Genomic DNA, 18,026 nt, shown 5'->3' on the forward strand with positions numbered 1-18,026 from the left:
GGCTGTTGATGTGTTCGGACCGAAACGTTGAGTGGTTCGGGTTTCCTGTTGGTCGTGGCTCTGTTGAGGTTGAAGCGTTTCCGGAGGACCTGCTGGATGTACGCCTAGGTGTACCCGTACCAGTCATTATCGCGACCAGCAGTTGAGGGACAGCCCTCAGGCGCGGCCGACCAAGGGTGGGCAAGTCCCACCTTTTACCTGTTCAAGTAGTAGCAGGGCCCCGGCGTGAGGATCAGGACACCAAGGCGAACATTCCCTTAATGTGTGTGAAGGCGACTGATGGACTACATCTCTTATGTGCATGCAGACCCGGACTTCTACCGCCCGCTTTACGAGGGGAATGAACTGGGGCAGTTATACGAGGCCCGCGACGTCCCACCGTCTTGGGATCGCAAGAAAATGTCCTTCTGGTCCATCTATAAACCACCCGGAATCCGTATCGCGACGCATGGATGGAAAGTCCACGTCTCCGCTGGACTGTCCCGGGCACAGCAGGTCCTGGATATCGCAGCAGCCGTCTGCGTACGGCAGAACATCGCCTTCAAACATCTCGGCACACGCGCCTACTTCCTTATGTTGCACCACAAGCATGCGCCAAGGTATCAAAACGGAAAATTCATAGCCGCCTATCCTCCGGACGAGGGGGCTTCCAGGAGGCTCATGGAAGAACTGCATGCCGCCCTGCCTGACGAAGTAGGCCCTTATATCCTGGGCGACCGGCGCTGGCGCGACTCAAGGGCCGTCTCTTACCGGTACGGGGCATTTGAGACCATCCCGGTGGTCCAGCCCGATGGCTCCGAAAAGCTCATGGTTCCAGACGGTTCGGGGAAGCTTGTCCCTGACGTCCGTGGCCTGTCATTCCTCCTGCCCGACGGCATCGAGGATCCCTTCGTCGCGGAGACCAGGCCGCTCAGGCACCACATGGCCACTTCCGCGCCCGCACCTCAAAGTGTGTCATTCGAAGGCCTTGTCTTCAGCAAACTGCTCAGGCACTCAAATGGAGGCGGAGCCTACTTCGCGACCATCAAGGAGACCGGTGAGAAGGTCTTTGTCAAAGAGGCCAGAGCATATTCCGGACTGTACCCAGACGGGACGTCCTCGCCGGAGCACTTGGCGCACGAGAATCGAATTCTGCAGGCTCTGGAGCACCGCGTCCGGGGAGTGGCGCCCAAGCCGTTGAAATTCTTTCAACGCTGGGAGCATACGTATCTGGTCACCGAACTGGTTCCCGGGAAGTCTCTGCTTGAATGGGTCACGAACCACCACCCGGCATTCACCGTTTCTCCGGACCGTGAATACTATCGGACGTATTGGGACCGCTGTACGCATGTAATCGAGCAGTTGTCGAATTCCCTGGATCGGCTACACGAGGCAGGTTTTGTCTTCCTCGACGTGAGCCCCCGCAACGTTCTCGTGGACGAGGACGACACCGCACGCCTCATCGACTTCGAGACGGCGGAGGAAATCGGCAACACCCTCAGTCTGTTCGGCACCCCGGGCTACTTCCCCGACCTGCCGGGCGACGTACTCGACGAGCTGATGCGTAAGGACCCCGCATACTGTGACCGGTACGGGCTCGCCGCTCTGGCCCAGCTGCTGACCTTCGGCATGAAAACCCACATCACACAGCGGGAACCCGCGGCGCTCAACCACTTGAAAGACCTCATGTATCGCAACTCGGGGATGCCCGTCCCGGAGCCTCTTTGGCGGAAGTCCACCATGTTCGCCCCCGTCGGTAGGCCGACGGCGTTGCCCTCGCCCGACGACGTGCAAAGCGACCCCCTGGGCAGCCTGAGACGGCTCAAGGATGCGACAGCCGATGCGATTCTCGCCGCGGCGACCCCGGAAGGCCGCGTCATATTCCCCACCGTGCCGCGCGCTTACTACGCTCACCGGCACGCGGTCATCTACGGGACCGCGGGGGTCCTGCATTCTTTGCGCCTGGCCGGGCGCGACATCCCGGATGAAGTGCTTGCACGATTCCGGCGGGAAAGCCTCGACGGGAGCACGGATCCGGCGCCGGGCCTCCATTCCGGCAGCGCAGGCATCGCGTGGGTGCTCGCCGACCACGGGATGATCGAGGAGGCCAACACACTGCTCGCGGCCGCGGAACGGCATCCCATCCTGACCCGCATCGCCACTCTCGGCGAGGGGGCGGCAGGCGTCGCACTGACGCATCTGGCTCTATATGGCCATGACAAAGACGAGGGGCATCTGAACGCGGCCCAGCGGATCCGCGCGTCGATTCCGGCCGGCCCGGATATCTGCCACGTGCTGGAGACCGAGGGTGCGACCGGTCTTCTGCACGGGCGGGCAGGTGTAGCACTACTCGACCACTACCTGTACGCAATCCTCGGCGACACGGAGGCGAGGCGGAACGGACTCGCACTGCTGCGCGAGGAAGCGGCTCAGGCGGATCCGTTCCCAGGTGGCGGCATCGGCTTTCGCGTCTCCGCGGAAGATCGGCGGCTCTACCCTTACCTCTACCGGGGATCCGCGGGATTCGCCACGGTGGCCGCGCGCTATCTACCGGTCGCCGACGAGGACCTTGCGAGTGAGGTGGACGCGGCGATGCGTGCCAGCACCACTGCGACCACCTACTACGCGGGCCTCTATGAAGGCCAGTCGGGGCTCATCTTCGCACTCTGCGAACACGCGTCCCTGACCGGCTCGTCGACGAGCCGCACAGCCGCGGTGAAGACCGCCCAGGCCCTCTTCTGCCATGCCGTCTCCACCGCCACCGGTGCCCATTTCCATGGCGAGTACCTCATGCGTTACAGCACGGAGCTGTGGAGCGGGTCGGCCGGCGTCCTCCTTGCACTGACGCGTCTTCTGGACGACACGCAGGACGCCTTTTTCACCCTGGACCGTCTCACGAAATAGGCAGCCGCGAGCCAGAAGGCCCGCTGCCTCATCACCATGCTCCCTTTCTCAGCCGGGAAAGGTGAATCCGATGATGGAAAGGATGACCATGAAGGTAACCAACGAGGTAATGGAAGAAGTGCTGGCACTGCAACTGCTGGAAAGCGAGACGCCGACACACGACCGCCTCGCAGCCTCCGGCCTTTGCGGCGGTACCACCGCGAGCACCGGTTGCACCCACTTCTGACCGGCGCCAGGTGCTGATCCTCGGGGGTCCGGACAGCCGGTCCGGGCCCCCGAGTTGCGATGCCGTCCGACGAAACGCCAGTGTGGAGGATAAATTGCGCTTTTCCCTCTTCTTCGTGGGCCAGCTGTCCGATCCCACCCCGGAGCGAGAGCAGCAGATGCTGAGGGATGCCGTGGAACAAGCTGTATTCGCCGAACAGGTGGGGTTCGACCGCATCTGGGCGGTGGAGCACCACGGTCTGAAGTGGTACTCGCACATGAGTGCCTCCGAGATCTTCCTGACCTGGGTGGCTGCACGTACCGAGCGCATCCGGATCGGGCATGGCGTCGTCACCCTGCCATTTGCCTATCAGCACCCGGTCAGGGTCGCCGAGCGGGCCGCCATGCTCGACATTCTGTCCGGCGGCCGCCTCGACATCGGTGCCGGTAACGGTGCCAGTGAACAGGAAATGGCCCTCTACGGCGTCGAGCCGGAGCGGGCGCGTTCACAGGTGCGCGAGGCGCTGGACATCATCACCGGGATCTGGACGAGTGATCGGTTTGAATGGCACGGTTCCATCGACATCGGACCTGGATGCGTGCTACCCAGGGCTGTGCAGCAGCCGCACCCGCCCCTCTTTTTGGCATGCAGCAAGGAGGAGACCCTCAGGACGGCTGCCACACTGGGTCTCGGAGCTCTCGTCCTAGGGTTCGGCGGCCCCGAAATGACCCGCCGCAGGCGCGCCGCGTACGACGCTGCGCGGGCCGAGCGGACCTCTCAGGACCTCCTCTCTCCCACGGCCAATGATCACTTCGCAGTTGTCTGTCCCACTGTCGTGCTCGACGACGCAGCGAAGGCGCGCACCATCGGCTTGCGTGGGCAGCAGTTCTTCGTCGAGTCCGCGCGTCATTGGTATGGAGGGGGGACGCTACCCGACCCGGACCCGGCGGCGGACGGACTGGCGAACCTCGACAGGACGAAGCAGGAAGTCTTGAAGGACATTGATGCCTGCCAGGTCCCGTTCAGGCCCGAATACGTCGCCGCGTACAACACCGATCACCCTTACGGGACTGCCGACATGGCAGTGGAACGTGTCGAGGAACTCCGCGATGCGGGGGCGGACGAGGTGATCTGCTTGGTGCAGATGGGAACAGTGCCCCACCAAGTATGTCTGGAGACCATACGGCAGTGGGGGGAGAAGGTCATTCCACGCTTCCGTTCCGGGCGGTGACAGCGGCTGAGCCGATATCGATCACCTTCCCGTCCGCTGGAACGGCTGGGGCGTCTCGGTGTTCCTGGCATGGTCCCGGGCAAGGAGCTCTGTCTGAAGGCCACCCCTACGGGTTCCTCCTGCCACGGCGACTCCGGAGGGCCGGCGATCGTCAGACTCGACGGGAAATGGCGACTCATCGGTGCCACCAGCCGCGGTGACGAGGCGTGTGGGATGAGCCATGCCATCTACACTGACGTGACCGTATTCCGTTCCTGGATCAGCGAAGCGGTCAGCGAACAAGCCAAGCCAGTTCTCCTGGACGCAACCGGTCCCGCTCGCCCTCGGCGCTGAGCTCGGTCAGGTCGGCGGATGACAGGGCCTCGCGGTGACTAGGAGGTGCGAACCGAACCTGGCAACACCGTGAGGCCCTGTGGGAGTGATGCATTGACCGGTATTGTCGTGATGAGTCCCCGACGGTGGGCCAGTCCATCATCTCGGGTGGCCGTTGGTGAGTGAGTCATCGGGCGAGCTACGCGCTGTCAAAACGCGGCCAGTCACCGCGGTCGACAGTGCTTACCTCGGGTACCGTCGCCCTGACCGCTCCGACATGACCTGGTGACGTTCGCGCAGCTCGCGCTTGAGAACCTTGCCGGTGGCGTTCACCGGCAGCTCCTCGAAGAACTCCACCAGACGGGGATACTTGTGGCTTGCCATCTGCTGTCTGCACCAGTTGACGAGTTCCTCGGCCGACAGCGACGCTCCCGGGGTGAGGACCACACAGGCTTTGACCTCCTCGCCGTGGCTCTCGTGCGGCACGCCGATCACGGCGGCCGTGCTCACGGCGGGATGGGTATGCAGGGTCTCCTCGACTTCGCGCGGGTACACATTGAATCCACCGCGAATGATCATGTCCTTGGCGCGGTCGACAATGTGGTACCAGCCGTCGGCGTCCCGGCGAGCCAGGTCACCTGTCCGGAACCAGCCATCGCGCATCACCTCAGCGGTCGCGTCAGGTCGGTTGTAGTAGCCCTTCATCACGTTGTGTCCGCGGACGGCGATCTCACCGATCGCGTCGGCGTGCCGCACGGGAGTCCAGTCCTCGGCGATGAGGTCCACTTCGACGCCCCAGACCGGACGTCCGATGGAGCCGGGTCGTGCCTTCGCGCCGGGCGGCGAGAAGGTGGCGACAGGGCTGGTCTCCGAAAGACCGTACCCCTCGAGGACGGTGACGCCGAATCGCGCGACGAACCGACGGTGGATCTCTACCGGGAGCGCTGATCCTCCCGAGACCGCTAGCCGCAGATTGCCGGCGATCCGCGCGAGGTCGACGTCGGGGGCATCCTCCGCCAGCAGGGCCCAGTACATCGTGGGGACACCCGCGAAGAAGCTGACGGCGTGACGTTCAAGCAGCGCGAGAGCCGTCCGGGCGTCGAAGCGCGGAAGCAGCACCAGCGTCGCCTGGGTGGCGATTCCCGTATTCATCTGAACGACCTGGCCGAATGAGTGATACAGCGGCAGGGCGATCAGGTGAACGTCGTGCTCGGCCTCCCCCATAAGCTTTTGACAGGTCAGCACGTTGAGCATCACATTGGAGTGTGTGAGTTCGGCACCCTTGGGCCGGCCGGTGGTACCGGAGGTGTACAGGATGACGGCCGTGTCGCCGGACTCGGTCGCCTCTGTGACACAGAATTCGTCGATGCCGGCCAACGCTGCCGTCAAAGTCTCAGCCCCTGGGACGGGCGAGTCCTCGGTGGGCAGGGCGGTCAACAGGAAGAAGTGCTCGCAGCCCGGCGTCTCCTCAAAGGCGGACCAACCCTCCCGGCCGAGCGGGAGTTCAGCATTGCCCTCGAAACAAAGGTAGGCCCGAGCTTGGGAGTCGGCCAGGTGGTAGGCGATCTCCCGGCTTTTGAGCAGGACGTTGAGCGGGACGACTACTGCCCCTGCCTTGAGAATGCCGTAGTAGACAACCGGGAAGCAGATCACATTGGGGGAGGACAGCGCCACCTTGTCGCCCGGCGCGATCCCGCGCGAGCGGAGCAGGTTGGCTACACGGCGGGCCGCCGAGTCCAACTCGGCATAGGTGAGTCGCTGTTCGCCCAATACGACGGCGACGCGATCTGGGACGGTACGAGCGCTCTGCTCCAGCAGAGCGGCTAGGTTGAGCATGTGTCTCCATGGGTGGCCGACCTGGGACGGCGTGTGGGGAGCTCCGGTTCCGGGGTGAAACTACAGCGGCACGTGACCGGCGCCAGGAACCGCGTTTCCGGGGGCGCCGCATGTCAGGCGAGTGCCGCGTCGAAGGTGATCACCGCCCCCGCCAGGGCCATGCTGACGGGGCAGTTCGCCTTCGCCTTCTCGGCTGCCGCGGCGAATGTGCCTTCATCGACGCCGGGGACCTCGCCCCGCACGGACAAGTGAATGTTGGTGATGCCTTCACCGGGCTGGAAGGTGACCTCAGCCAGAGTGGTGAGTCGGACCGGCGGGGTGCCAGTCTGGGAAAGTCCGTGGGACAGGGCCATGGAGAAGCAGCTGGAGTGGGCCGCGGCAATCAATTCCTCCGGGCTGGTCCTGCCGTCCGGCCTTTCCGCTCTGGCCGGCCAGGAGACGTCATGGATTCCGGCACCGGAGGAGTCCAGCGAAACCTTGCCCGATCCGTCGAGCAGGTTCCCGTTCCAGACAGTGTGGGCGCGTCGTGTCGTGGCCATGATGGACCTTTCGTGTCGGGTACGGCCCGAGATTAAGACGATCAGTGCCCCGGCCAGGAGTGTGAACGCCCGAACACCCGTAACCTCTCGGCGACATGAGCAACCTGTTCGGTCCCAATGTGCGTGTGCCGGAGAGGCGATCGCTTTCCTAGGTGCCAATGCGGCCGGCCGGCACGACGAACAGGCTGTGGTTCGCCGGCCTGCCCTGGTAAGCCTCGATCGGTCAGGTCGCTGCCTTCGGCAGCATCGAGGGCGTCAGATCCCGACGGGCTGGTTGTTGGCCTGCGGGGTCGGTCGATGTTGAGGCGTTCACAGGCAAAACGCGATGGGCTGAGTCGTCGGCGGGTGGTCAGACCGCAGGCCGTTTGAGGAACACTGGGTCGATACCGGTTCGGTGTTCCCGGCGGATCCGTGGTTGCCGGAAGTCTTGGAGCCGCGCGAGGCTTCTTTCGATCACCCGGCGATAGGTTCCCGACCCGGTGGAGTTTCGTGTTCCGCGGGCGGTGGCCGGCTTGATGCCACGTCTGCCGACATGGGTGCGGTCGACGTCGTGGGAGTAACCGCGGTCGGCGAGTGCGTCGGGTCGTCTGGGCGCGGCCCCTTCCAAATCCGGTGCGGTAGGCCACACCCGGCCCGGCGGATGGGCACACTTTGGTCCATTGGCAGTCCAGCAGCCGCCATCGTGTCCTACTGACTGCGCCAATGGCACAGTCAATAGGGCAACGGTTGAGCCAGTGGGGCCAGAAGTGGTTTCTTTGTTGCATCCATGTACTTGCGGCGCCGCGTAGCGCCGGGCGGCGATGAGGCCGAGTCCGGACCGCGGTGCCTTGGTCCTGCCTGCTTGTCGTCCGCCACCCGGGATGACCGCAGGCAGGACGTGTACCACCACAAGGGGGCGGCGCACCGCCGTGAAGAGGATGTTCGTGGCTCCGGACCCGGGGCGCTTGAGGCTGCGGAACGCGTCCCGCGCTGTCATTGGTGTCGCCGCAGCAGTCGCCGCTTCCGAAGTGTGCGGGCTCACACTCACCGCCTCGATCACCGGAGGGCTCACGGCGCTGCTCGCCCTCTTCACAGTCACCGATGCGACCGTGCGTGATCAGCGGATCACCACCGCCCTGCTTCCCCTGGTCGGATTCCCCGTGCTGGGACTTGCCACCGCACTGCACGGCGTCACCTCGGCCCGTGACGCAGCGTTTCTGGCCGTCGTCTTCTGTGGGGTCTACGCCCGCCGTTGGGGCCCGCGCGGCCACGCGCTCGGGATCTTCGCTTTCATGAGCTTCTTCATCACGCAGTTCCTGCATGCGGTTCCCGCTCAGCTGCCCGAACTGTACGCCGCCGCAGGCCTCGCCCTCGTCGCGGCCGGTGTCACGCGCTTCGTGCTCTGGCCCATCGAGCGTCATGCCCCTCCTGCGGCAGCCCCGCCTGCCCTGCCCGGCATCGGATTGGCGAGACCCACCACCCGTCAAGCCTTCCAGGCCACTGCTGCCTCGACTCTCGCGCTTGTGATTGGACAGGTGCTCTCCGAGGAGCGCTGGTATTGGGCCGTCGGCACTGTCTGGTGGATCTTCGTCAACACGGCTTCTCGCGGCGAAACCCTGGTCCGCGGTTTCCGCCGTGTCTTCGGAACGTTGATCGGCATCGCCGTCGGCGTGCTGGTCGCCGTCCCGCTTCATGGTGCGCCCGCGCCGACGGCCGCCCTGGTTGCCGTATGCGTCTTCGGTATCTTCTACACCGCAGCCGTCTCGTATTCCTGGATGATGCTGGCAGTGACGGTCATGGTCAGCTTGCTGTACGGCCTGCTCGGCGTGCTGGACCTCAGTCTGCTCGCGCTCCGCCTCGAGGAGACCGGTGCGGGCGCGCTGTGCGCCGCGCTGGCTGTGGCCCTCGTCCTGCCGGTCACCACGCACGCCACGAACGATGCCTGGATACAGCGGGCACTGCACTGCGTGCACGCGGCCACCGCCGAGGCGACCGCTCGTCTCGGCGGAGATCCGAAGAGTGACCCTGCCCCGCACGCCGCCGAACTGGAACTGCTGCTCGGCCGGGTACGGATGGCGCTCGCCCCGTTGATGCACCCTCTGACTCCCTTCCGCGCTCGGAAGGCCCGTGCCCGCCAGGTCATTGAGCTGCTGGACGACTGCGCCCGTGAAGTGCGGGGGCTGGTGTCCGTTGCCGCCGATCCCGTCGCGTCGCACGACGCCCGTCTTGCCGCTGCCTGCTGGCGCGTCGAAGCGGCGTTGGAAGTACTCACCGTCAGCGATCTGGGGCGTAGGCGAGTGGCGTCCGATACCGGCGAGATACCTCAGCAGAACGAGACAGAGTCGGCCCTCGTGCATTTGCGTGGCTTGGAAAAGGCCCTGTCGGAGCTGGCGATGCCACTGGGGTCGTCTCCGTGCCCTCCGCTTGTCCGTTCCTGAGCATGTCCGTTCCTGAGCGGATGGAAGAGCGTAGGCATGCGATGGGCCTCCCCGTCGGCCCGGCTCATTGCCGCTCTCGGTCGGCAGCCTCCTGACTCGCCAGCAGGCCGTTCTCCGTGATCCTCGTCCTGCCCGTCACCACGCACAGCACCACCGAAGCTGGATCCGGCCGGCCCTGCGCTGAGCACACGCCTGCGCCGTCGAGAGCCCGGAGGACGGGCCTGGCCGACGCCCACCCCGCCGGGGTGGTGGAACGGCAGCAGCTCACTGACCGGGAACCGCTCTCGGCCGTCCCGGCAGCTGGAGGGCCCCGCGTACTCGGGCGGCCCGCGGCCGGCTGGGCCAACCACCCCTTGACCGCTTGGTCTAGACCGCGCATGATCGGCTGCGCGGTCCTTCCGGACTGCGCGGGCGAAAGGGGACAGCGGTGGCGGACGGCAGGCGGCGGGCGTTCATCGGGTCGTTCACGGCGGCCGGCGGCCCCGGGATCGTGACGGCGGAGGTCGACCCCCGCACTGGCGCCCTGACCCCGCTGAGCAGCGTGAACGCGGTCCCGGACCCCTCCTGTCTGACGCTCTCGCCGGACGGGGAGACGCTGTACGCGGTCAGTGAGACCGCCGAGGGGGCGGTGGCCGCGTACCGGGTGGACGGTGACAAGCCCGAGCCGGCCGGGCGGCCCGTACCGGTCGACGGCAGCGGTCCGACCCACCTCAGCCTCTTCGCGGGGCACGTCCTGACCGCCAACTACGGCTCCGGCAGCGTCACCGCGCTCCCTCTGCACCCCGACGGCACCCTCGTGCGATCCGCCGCGCGCGTGCTCCGGCACAGCGGCGCAGGCCCGCACACACCCCGCCAGCAGGGACCGCACGCCCACCAGGTGCAGCCCGATCCGAGCGGCCGCTGGGCCGTCAGCGTGGACCTCGGCACGGACTCGGTGCGGGTGTGCACCCTGACGGACGGGGCCCTCGCGCTCCACCGGGAGACCGCGCTGCGCCCCGGCTCGGGGCCACGCCACCTGGCCTTCCACCCGGACGGCTCGTACGCGTACGTCGTCAACGAGCTGAGCCCGTCCGTCACCGTCTGCCGCTGGGACGCCGCGGCAGGCGCCCTGACGCCGCTGTCCGAAACCCCGGTCCTGCCCGGCGCACCGGCCCGCGACGCCTACCCGTCGGGCATCGCCGCCTCACCCGACGGTCGCTTCGTGTGGACCGTCACCCGCGGCGAGGACGTGCTGTCCGTGCTCGCCGTCGAGGGTGCGGGGCTGCGGCTCGTCACCACGGTGCACTGCGGTGGCCACTGGCCGCGCGCCCTCACCGCGGGCGACGGTTTCCTGGACGGCTTCCTGTACGTCGCCAACGAGCGCTCCGGCGACGTGACCTGGTTCGTGGTCGATCCGCTCACGGGTGTCCCGCGACGGGGCGGCTCGATCAGGGTGACCGCCGCCTCGTACGTGACCCTCGGCTGAACACCCCCGTGCGACCCGGCCCGGCCGGTCTTCCCACTCCGGCGGCCGGGGCCCGCCCCGGCCCCGCGACCCGTCCCGCCTTTGCGACCGTCCCGGCGGCCGGCCGGGCGTCCCGTCCCGACAGGGCACGACGGACGAAGGCCCGACGGACGAAGGCCCGCTCACAACCGGAGCGGGCCTTCATGGTGTGCTGCGGCAGCGTCCCGCGTCAGCGCACGGGCGTGCTCTGCGCCTGCTGCGGCGCGATGCCCAGCGCCGTCGTGTACTTGGCCAGGGCGAGCTTGCCGATCGCCGGGTACGGGCCGAGCGACTCGGCGGCGGAGCAGCCGGCCTCCTTCGCGGCCTCCTCGACCAGACCCTGCTCGATCTCCGGTCCGATCAGATACGGCGCGAGCGCCAGCTGCTGGGAACCCGAGGAGCGCAGCTGCTCGGCGACGGACGCGATGGAGCCCTCCTGGTCCAGGGCCGCCGCCATCACCGGAACGGCGAGGCGCGCGGCGAGGAGCATGCCGGTGATGCCCGCCGCCTGCACGGCCTCGTCACCGCCCACCGAAGCGAGGATGATGCCGTCCGCGGCGGTCGCCACGGTGAACAGGCGGGCACGGTCCGCACGGGCCAGACCCGCCTCGGACAGCCGCACGTGCAGCGCCTCGGCGAGCAACGGATGCGGGCCGAGGACGTCGGTCAGCTCGGCGGCGACCCGGCTCTCCATGAGGGCCTGGCGGACCTGGCGCAGCAGCGAGCCGTCCGGCCCGGCGAGCAGCGGCACGACGACGGCGACGGGCCCGTCGGGCGTCTTCACGTCCATGCCGGCGGCACGGGCCTGCTCGAAACGGGCCGTGCGCTCCTCGGCGGCACGCACCAGCACGGCCTGCAGCGAGGGGAACTCCGCGTTGTCTCCGTCGAGGTACCCGATGCGGGCGTCGAGGCCGGGCAGCTCGGAGCGGGCGATGCTCACAACCTCCTCGGCGAGGCTGCGCGTGGTGCTACTGGGCGTCCCCGGCACGGCGAGGACGAGCGCGGGCGCGCCCTCGGGAGCGACCAGCGGCTCGGGACGGCGGTGCCGTCCGGGCTGGCGGGGGCGCGGCATTCGTACAGGCAGGCCATCCGCGGGCCCAGTGGGGGAACTCATGGCGCCGCATGTTACTGGCTTCTGGGGTTCCCCTGTTCGGGGAGGGTGCAGGTGAGCGGTATCCGTCCCGTTTTGTCTGATGAGTTACGTACGGAAGGGGCGTGTTGTCAATCACCCGAACGGGTGGTCACTGACAACATCCTGCCGTCCACCGGCAGGGTGAGGGAACCGGCGCTCAGTTCGGCCGCGATACGCACGGAACCGTGCAGCGGATCGCCCTCGGCCGGTACCCGCCGCGCCTGCGGGAGCCGCCGGGCCACCTCCTCGTCCAGGGGCCCGAGCAGCGGGTCGCCCAGCTTGAACAGGCCACCGGTGACGGCGACCCGCGGTTCACCACCGGAGGGGCACACGGCCGCCGCGGAGTCCGCCATGTGCCGGGCGGCGGCGCGCAGGATGCCCGCGGCGACGGGGTCCCCGTCCGCGCAGGCGGCCACTCGGGGTGCGAAGGAGGCCAGGACGGCGGGCCGGTCGGGGCGGGGGTACAGCGCGCCGGGCAGCCCCGCGACGGGCCCGAACTCCTCTTCCGCGCAGGCCAGCAGCCGGGCCGAGCCACCCTCGCGCCCGTCGTGGGCGCGCAGCGCGGCCTCGAGACCGGCCCTCCCGATCCAGGCACCGCCCCCGCAGTCGCCGAGCAGATGCCCCCAGCCGTCCGCACGCCGCCAGCCGGTCAGGTCGGTGCCCACCGCGATCAGCCCCGTACCGCCGGCGAGCACGGCACCCCGGCGCGGTCCGAGCGCCCCCACGTATGCGGTCACGGCGTCGGCGGCCAGGGCGACCCTGCGCACGCCCCACTCCCGGGCCAGGGCCGCCGGCAGTTCGGCGCGCAGCCCCTCACCCAGGGAGGCCAGTCCGGCCGCGCCGATGACGACGGTGGTCAGCGGCACCGCTCCCGCCTCGGCGGTCAACGCGCCGACCAGCGGTACGAGTCGCGCCATGAAGTCCTCGGGGTCGACGCCCCGCTCGCCCGTGCGCACCGGCTCACCGGAAGCCCGCCGGGCCAGCGGGCCGCGCTCGGTCGTCCCGATCACGGCCCGCAGGCCGGAGCCGCCGGAGTCCACGGCGAGAAACCCGGAGTGCTCCGACGCGCCGGTCACGGCAGGCGCCAGTCCACCGGTTGGCCGCCCTGGCGGATCAGCAGGTCGTTGGCCCGGCTGAACGGACGGGAGCCAAAGAAGCCCCGGTCGGCCGACATGGGGGAGGGGTGCGCGGATTCGACGGAGGGCAGGTCGCCGAGGAGCGGACGCAGATTGCGGGCGTCACGGCCCCACAGGATGGACACCAGCGGCTTGCCGCGCCCCGCCAGGGCGCGGATCGCCTGCTCCGTGACCTCCTCCCAGCCCTTGCCCCGGTGGGCGGCGGGCTTGCGCGGGGCCGTGGTCAGCGCCCTGTTGAGCAGCAGCACGCCCTGCCGGGTCCACGGGGTGAGGTCGCCGTTGGACGGCTGGGGCAGCCCGAGGTCGGCGTTCAGCTCGCGGTAGATGTTGATGAGGCTGCCGGGCAGCGGCCGCACCTCCGGCGCCACCGAGAACGACAGCCCCACCGCGTGCCCCGGGGTGGGGTAGGGGTCCTGACCTACGATCAGGACGCGGACGTCGTCGAAGGGCTGCTGGAAAGCCCGCAGCACGTTCGGGCCGGCCGGGAGGTAGGTGCGTCCCGCGGCGATCTCCGCGCGGAGGAAGTCCCCCATCGCGGCGACGCGTTCGGCCACCGGTTCCAGGGCCTTCGCCCAGCCCGCTTCGACGATTTCATGCAAGGGTCGTGGTGCCACGGGCGTCACCCTACTGCCGTACGGACAGCGGCGATCAACCGGTGGCCAACGCCTGTGAGCACCCCCGACCCCGCCTCACCCCCGCCTCGCTCGCGCCCCGGCCCGCCTCAGCCGACCAGCGCCGCCCGGACGCACAGGACGTCCGGCAGATGGGAGGCGAGTTGTCGCCAGCTGTCACCGTCGTCGGCCGACGCGAACACCTCGCCGTTGCGGTTGCCGAAGTAGATGCCCGCCGGGTCGGCGTCGTCCGTGCACATCGCGTCCCGCAGCACCGTGCCGTAGTGGTCCTCCTGGGGCAGTCCCGCCGAGAGCGGCTCCCAGCTCTTGCCCGCGTCCGCCGTCCGGTAGACCCGGCACCGGTGGTCGGCCGGGACCCGGTCGGCGTCGGCGTTGATCGGGAACACGTACGCCGTGTCGCCGCGGTGCGGATGTGCCGTCGCGGCGAAGCCGAACGTGGACGGCAGGCCCTCGCCGATGTCCGTCCAGTGCGCGCCCGCGTCGTCGCTGCGGTACACCCCCCAGTGGTTCTGCAGATACAGCCGGTCGGGGGTGACCGCGTCCCGTGTGACCTTGTGCACGCACTGGCCGAACTCCGGGTTCGGATCGGGCAGGAACACCGCGGAGACACCCGAGTTGGAAGGCGCCCAGCTCGCTCCGCCGTCCAGGGTGCGGAACACGCCGGCGGTCGAGACGGCGACCGTCACCGCCTTCGGGTCGCGCGCGTCGGTGAGCACGGTGTGCAGGCCCTCACCGCCGCCGCCCGGCACCCACTTCGACCGCGTGGGATGCTCCCACAGGGGCCGGACCAGCTCGAACGTCTCCCCGCGGTCCTCCGAGCGGTACAGCGCGGCCGGTTCGGTGCCCGCGTACACCACGTCCGGTTCGGCGGCGGCCGGATGCAGCTGCCACACCCGCTCCAGGGACGCCCCCGTGTCCTTGGGGAACTTGACCGCAGGACGGGCCGGTTCGGTCCAGGTCCGGCCGAGGTCGTCGGAGTGGAACACGGACGGGCCCCAGTGCGCGCTGTCGCCGCCGACCAGCAGCCGCGGGGTCCCGGACCGGGTGTCGACGGCGACCGAGTACACGGCCTGTGCGTTGAAGTAGGGGCTCTCGTCGAACTCCCAGGCGTCACCACCTCGCCGCCGCCCGATGAACAGGCCTTTGCGTGTCCCCACGGCGAGCAGTACCTCGGTCATGCCGATCACCTCCGCGGCGTCGTCGTCGACGCCCTCGTCCCGGACACCGGCCAGTCTGCACCCGACCACTGACAGTCACCTCCGGAACGGCTGCGGCGCAGGTCAGCGGGGTGTCGGCGGCGAGGGCGCCGGGTGCCGCGGGCCGCCCCGGCAGACCCCTCGCGGGGGCCGGTGGCCGCGGAGATCGTCACATCGGGTAGGTGCAGTGAGCATCCAGGCCCCGCGGTCCGTATGGGGAGAGCGGCGGGATGGTCGTCGGCTCGTGATGAGGAGGCCTGCGATGGCGTTACGTGGTCCGAGGGTGTGGCTGTGGCGCTGGCGGCGCAATCCGCTCAAGCGCCGCGCCGACCGGGTGGAGGCCTGGGTGGTGCTGGGAGTGTGGACGCTCACCGTGCTCCTCGGGCTGCTCGCCGGCACGAGCGCAGCCCGGTCCGTCGAGGACGGACTGGCCCGGGAACGCGTCGAGTGGCGCCCGCTCGTGGCACGGCTCGCCGAGCGCGCCCCCGGGGCGGCCCCCGAGAACGCCCGTGCCCGCGCCGAGCAGGTGTGGGCGACGGCACGGTGGACCGCCGCGGACGGCTCCGAGCACTCCGGCCAGCTGCGGGTCCCGGCGGGCAGCGCCGCCGGCGCACCGGTCACCGTGTGGACGGATCCCGAGGGCCGCCAGGTCACCCGGCCCGTCACCGAGTCCCAGGCCCGCGTACGGGCCGCACTGACCGGTGGCGTGGCAGGCGTGTGCGCGGCGGCCGTGCCCCTGCTCGCCGGGCGGGCCCTGCGCGGCCGCCTGGAGCGCCGCCGCATCGACCGGTGGGCCGTGGAGTGGTCCCGGTTCGGTCCGATGTGGGGCCGCACGGCGGGGTGAGTCCTAACGGTGATCCTCGCCGGCCTCCCCGGCCCCCGGTCCGGCCACCGCCTCCCGGCACACCCGCAGCAGTGCCAGGTCCTCGCGTATGCCGGAGCCGCCGGAGCCGGGACGGTGCCGCCGCGGGGAGGCGAGCTCCGCTCGGAGCACGTCGTGCAGGGGCGCTCCCGCCGGTCCCAGTGCCGACACGCACTCCGCGATGGTCGCGCGGGTGTACGGGTGCTCCGTCCACGCCGAGCGGAGGACCGGGAGGAACCGCTCCGGGTCTCCCATGGCCTGCCACACCGCGCAGGCCGCCGTGGTCCGCGCCCGCGCGTCCCCTCGCTCGGCCAACGCGCGCAGCCCGGACAGGGCGGGGCGAGCCGCCGGGCCCAGCCGCCCCAGTACGGCCGCCGCACGGTGCCGCCGACCGCTTCCCGAGTCCGTCAACTCCCGCATCAGCACCGGAAGTACGGCTTCCGCGTCGCCGGTGACCGACCACAGCGCATCCGCCGCCGCGACCGCGCAGTCGGTCCCGAGCAGTGCGTGGAGGTCCGGCACCGCCTCGTGCGCGGCGCCGCCGAACGCGCCGAGCGCACGGACCGCCGCGTCCGTGACGGCGGCACGCCGCCGCAGCCCGTCCGGCATGCCGCGCAGCAGACGCACCACAGCCGGTAGGGACGCGACGTCGTCCAGCGCGGCCAGTGCCGACAGCAGGGGAACGGCCTGTGCGGGGGTGTCGGGCGCGTCGAGCGGCAGGCGGGCGAGCCGTCGCCGCAGCGCGGGTGCGAGCGGCACGGCCGCGTGGCCCAGGTGGGGTACGGCCAGCCCCAGGTCGTGCGGTACGACCGGACCGGCCAGCACCTCGGCCAGCACCGGCGTGGCCCGCGCGTCCCCGGCCCCGGCCAGTGCCTTGAGCGGGCCGCCCAGGGCCGGGGCACCCCGCTCGCCGTGCCGGATCCGAAGCTCGGGACGGCGGGTGACCAACGCGTGGAGCCGGTCGGCGGCGGGCGCGGCCAGCTCGGAGAGCTCCAGCAGGACCGCGACCGCCGCGTCGTGCAACCAGCCTTCCTGCGCCCCCAGTTGGCTGCCGATGAGAGGGACCGGCTCCGTGTGACCGGTGCGCCACACACGGAACAGCGCGGCCGACATCCACACGCCGTTGCACCGGTCGAGGGGATCCGGGCTGGTCAACTGCCCGCAGAGCAGAGCGACCCGGTCGGCCACCCGGCCGTCGAGCCCGGAATGCAGGGTCCGCAGCAGCCGGGAGCCCTCCTCGTCCGAGGGGCGCAACCGCCGCAGCCGGCCGGCGAGCGTGTCCGGACCGGGGCCGTCGTACGGGCGCCGCGACCGGGCCCGCTGCCGTGATCTGTCCCTGAGCAGCCGGACGGCGGTCGGTACGAGATCGGCGGGGAGCGCGTCCGGGGCGCACCCCGCGAGCTGGCCGAGCGCGGCGAGCCGGAGCCCGGGGTCGTGAGGGGGCCCGCTCAGCCCGGCCAGCAGCCGCACCGCGTCGGCCGCGTGGGCCTCCTCGGCCGGACGGCAGCGCTCGGCGAACAGGCCCAGGCTCTCCGTGAGGGCGAGCAGGACGCGATCGTCCCGCTCCACGGTGATCCGCTCCCGCAGCAGGGCGAGCACCCGCGCCGGCCGGTCCACGTACCGCACCAGCGCGCCCGGAGCGGCCCGGCGCACCGCGGCGTCCGGGTCACCCGCGAGACGGACGAAGACGTCGGCACGGGCGCACAGGGCGTCCCGCACCGCCACCCCGAGACCACCACGGGCCCCGGCGATGTCGCCGATGCTGACGAGGAGCTCCACCACCTCCGCCCGGTCCCGCACCTCCTGGTCGCCGGCGAGCGCCAGGAGAAACGGAACACAGGCGAGCGTCGAGTCGTAGACGTCGCCCCGGTGGTGCACGGCGCCGTACATCCCGTCGAGCGCGGTCTGCCGCTCGGCGGGGTCGGCGGAGGCCAGTTTCCGCAGTAATCCGGGCACGTCCTCCGCGCTGCCGTTCGCGTGGCGCAGCGAGGCCCAGTCGACCTCGTCGATCCCCCTGAACACGTTGTCCTCCCCCAGGCGAAATGCCAACTGACGGGGAGTCTGCACCACACCACTGACAACGAAGCGGAGCCGGGCGATGACTGTGCGCGAACTGTACGCACGATGGCTTGAGTTCGAGCCGGCCCGCCCGCGCGGGCCGG

At 69.7% G+C, this 18,026-nt stretch carries 14 protein-coding genes; 7 read left to right on the forward strand and 7 right to left on the reverse strand.

Annotated elements, in window-relative coordinates; translation table 11 throughout:
- The first annotated feature begins 279 nt into the window (after positions 1-279).
- The 4 genes from lanKC to ACIQU3_RS21570 all read left to right on the forward strand — a co-directional run bounded on the left by lanKC (position 280) and on the right by ACIQU3_RS21570 (position 4,652).
- The gene (lanKC, locus tag ACIQU3_RS21555) at positions 280-2,883 is read left to right on the forward strand and encodes a class III lanthionine synthetase LanKC (protein ID WP_403736209.1); all 2,604 of its coding nucleotides are present in this window, start codon (positions 280-282) and stop codon (positions 2,881-2,883) included.
- 82 nt (positions 2,884-2,965) lie between these two features.
- The gene (locus ACIQU3_RS21560) at positions 2,966-3,109 is read left to right on the forward strand and encodes a class III lanthipeptide (RefSeq protein ID WP_403736206.1); all 144 of its coding nucleotides are present in this window, start codon (positions 2,966-2,968) and stop codon (positions 3,107-3,109) included.
- 115 nt (positions 3,110-3,224) lie between these two features.
- Entirely contained in the window at positions 3,225-4,319 is a 1,095-nt protein-coding gene (locus ACIQU3_RS21565; protein WP_403736204.1) for an LLM class flavin-dependent oxidoreductase, read from the forward strand.
- Between the two features lie 69 nt (positions 4,320-4,388).
- Positions 4,389-4,652, forward strand: coding sequence for a trypsin-like serine protease (locus ACIQU3_RS21570; RefSeq protein ID WP_403736201.1), 264 nt, complete (start codon positions 4,389-4,391; stop codon positions 4,650-4,652).
- A 222-nt stretch (positions 4,653-4,874) separates the two neighbouring features.
- Here the strand turns inward: ACIQU3_RS21570 and ACIQU3_RS21575 are convergent, their stop codons facing one another.
- Complete coding sequence (locus ACIQU3_RS21575) at positions 4,875-6,467, reverse strand: long-chain fatty acid--CoA ligase (RefSeq protein ID WP_403736198.1); 1,593 nt, start codon at positions 6,465-6,467, stop codon at positions 4,875-4,877.
- 113 nt (positions 6,468-6,580) lie between these two features.
- Positions 6,581-7,006 carry an OsmC family peroxiredoxin gene (locus ACIQU3_RS21580; protein ID WP_403736195.1) on the reverse strand — a complete coding sequence of 142 codons (426 nt, stop codon included), beginning with the start codon at positions 7,004-7,006 and terminating at the stop codon, positions 6,581-6,583.
- A 917-nt stretch (positions 7,007-7,923) separates the two neighbouring features.
- Between ACIQU3_RS21580 and ACIQU3_RS21585 the strand changes: the two genes are divergently transcribed.
- Positions 7,924-9,423: an FUSC family protein gene (locus tag ACIQU3_RS21585; RefSeq protein ID WP_403736300.1), complete on the forward strand. Its 1,500-nt coding sequence runs from the start codon at positions 7,924-7,926 to the stop codon at positions 9,421-9,423.
- A 427-nt stretch (positions 9,424-9,850) separates the two neighbouring features.
- Positions 9,851-10,888, forward strand: a complete 1,038-nt coding sequence (locus ACIQU3_RS21590; protein WP_403736192.1) for a lactonase family protein — start codon at positions 9,851-9,853, stop codon at positions 10,886-10,888.
- Between the two features lie 208 nt (positions 10,889-11,096).
- Here the strand turns inward: ACIQU3_RS21590 and ACIQU3_RS21595 are convergent, their stop codons facing one another.
- The 4 genes from ACIQU3_RS21595 to ACIQU3_RS21610 form a co-directional block, all read right to left on the reverse strand.
- The gene (locus tag ACIQU3_RS21595; protein WP_403736187.1) at positions 11,097-12,020 is read right to left on the reverse strand and encodes a sirohydrochlorin chelatase; all 924 of its coding nucleotides are present in this window, start codon (positions 12,018-12,020) and stop codon (positions 11,097-11,099) included.
- Between the two features lie 107 nt (positions 12,021-12,127).
- Positions 12,128-13,114 carry an N-acetylglucosamine kinase gene (locus ACIQU3_RS21600; protein ID WP_403736184.1) on the reverse strand — a complete coding sequence of 329 codons (987 nt, stop codon included), beginning with the start codon at positions 13,112-13,114 and terminating at the stop codon, positions 12,128-12,130.
- On the reverse strand, positions 13,111-13,788 hold the full coding sequence (locus ACIQU3_RS21605; RefSeq protein WP_351644401.1) for a uracil-DNA glycosylase: 678 nt from the start codon (positions 13,786-13,788) through the stop codon (positions 13,111-13,113). The genes ACIQU3_RS21600 and ACIQU3_RS21605 overlap by 4 nt, the downstream gene beginning before the upstream one ends.
- A gap of 107 nt (positions 13,789-13,895) precedes the next feature.
- Positions 13,896-15,053: a WD40/YVTN/BNR-like repeat-containing protein gene (locus ACIQU3_RS21610; protein ID WP_403927166.1), complete on the reverse strand. Its 1,158-nt coding sequence runs from the start codon at positions 15,051-15,053 to the stop codon at positions 13,896-13,898.
- Between the two features lie 211 nt (positions 15,054-15,264).
- Between ACIQU3_RS21610 and ACIQU3_RS21615 the strand changes: the two genes are divergently transcribed.
- A complete protein-coding gene (locus ACIQU3_RS21615; RefSeq protein WP_403736174.1) occupies positions 15,265-15,846 on the forward strand; it encodes a hypothetical protein in 582 nt (193 codons plus the stop codon).
- Between the two features lie 3 nt (positions 15,847-15,849).
- On the opposite strand, the gene ACIQU3_RS21620 is transcribed toward ACIQU3_RS21615, so the two are convergent.
- Positions 15,850-17,886, reverse strand: coding sequence for a HEAT repeat domain-containing protein (locus tag ACIQU3_RS21620; RefSeq protein WP_403736171.1), 2,037 nt, complete (start codon positions 17,884-17,886; stop codon positions 15,850-15,852).
- Between the last annotated feature and the right edge of the window lie 140 nt (positions 17,887-18,026).

This window comes from Streptomyces sp. NPDC101110, assembly GCF_044759525.1.
Taxonomy (GTDB): Bacteria; Actinomycetota; Actinomycetes; order Streptomycetales; family Streptomycetaceae; genus Streptomyces.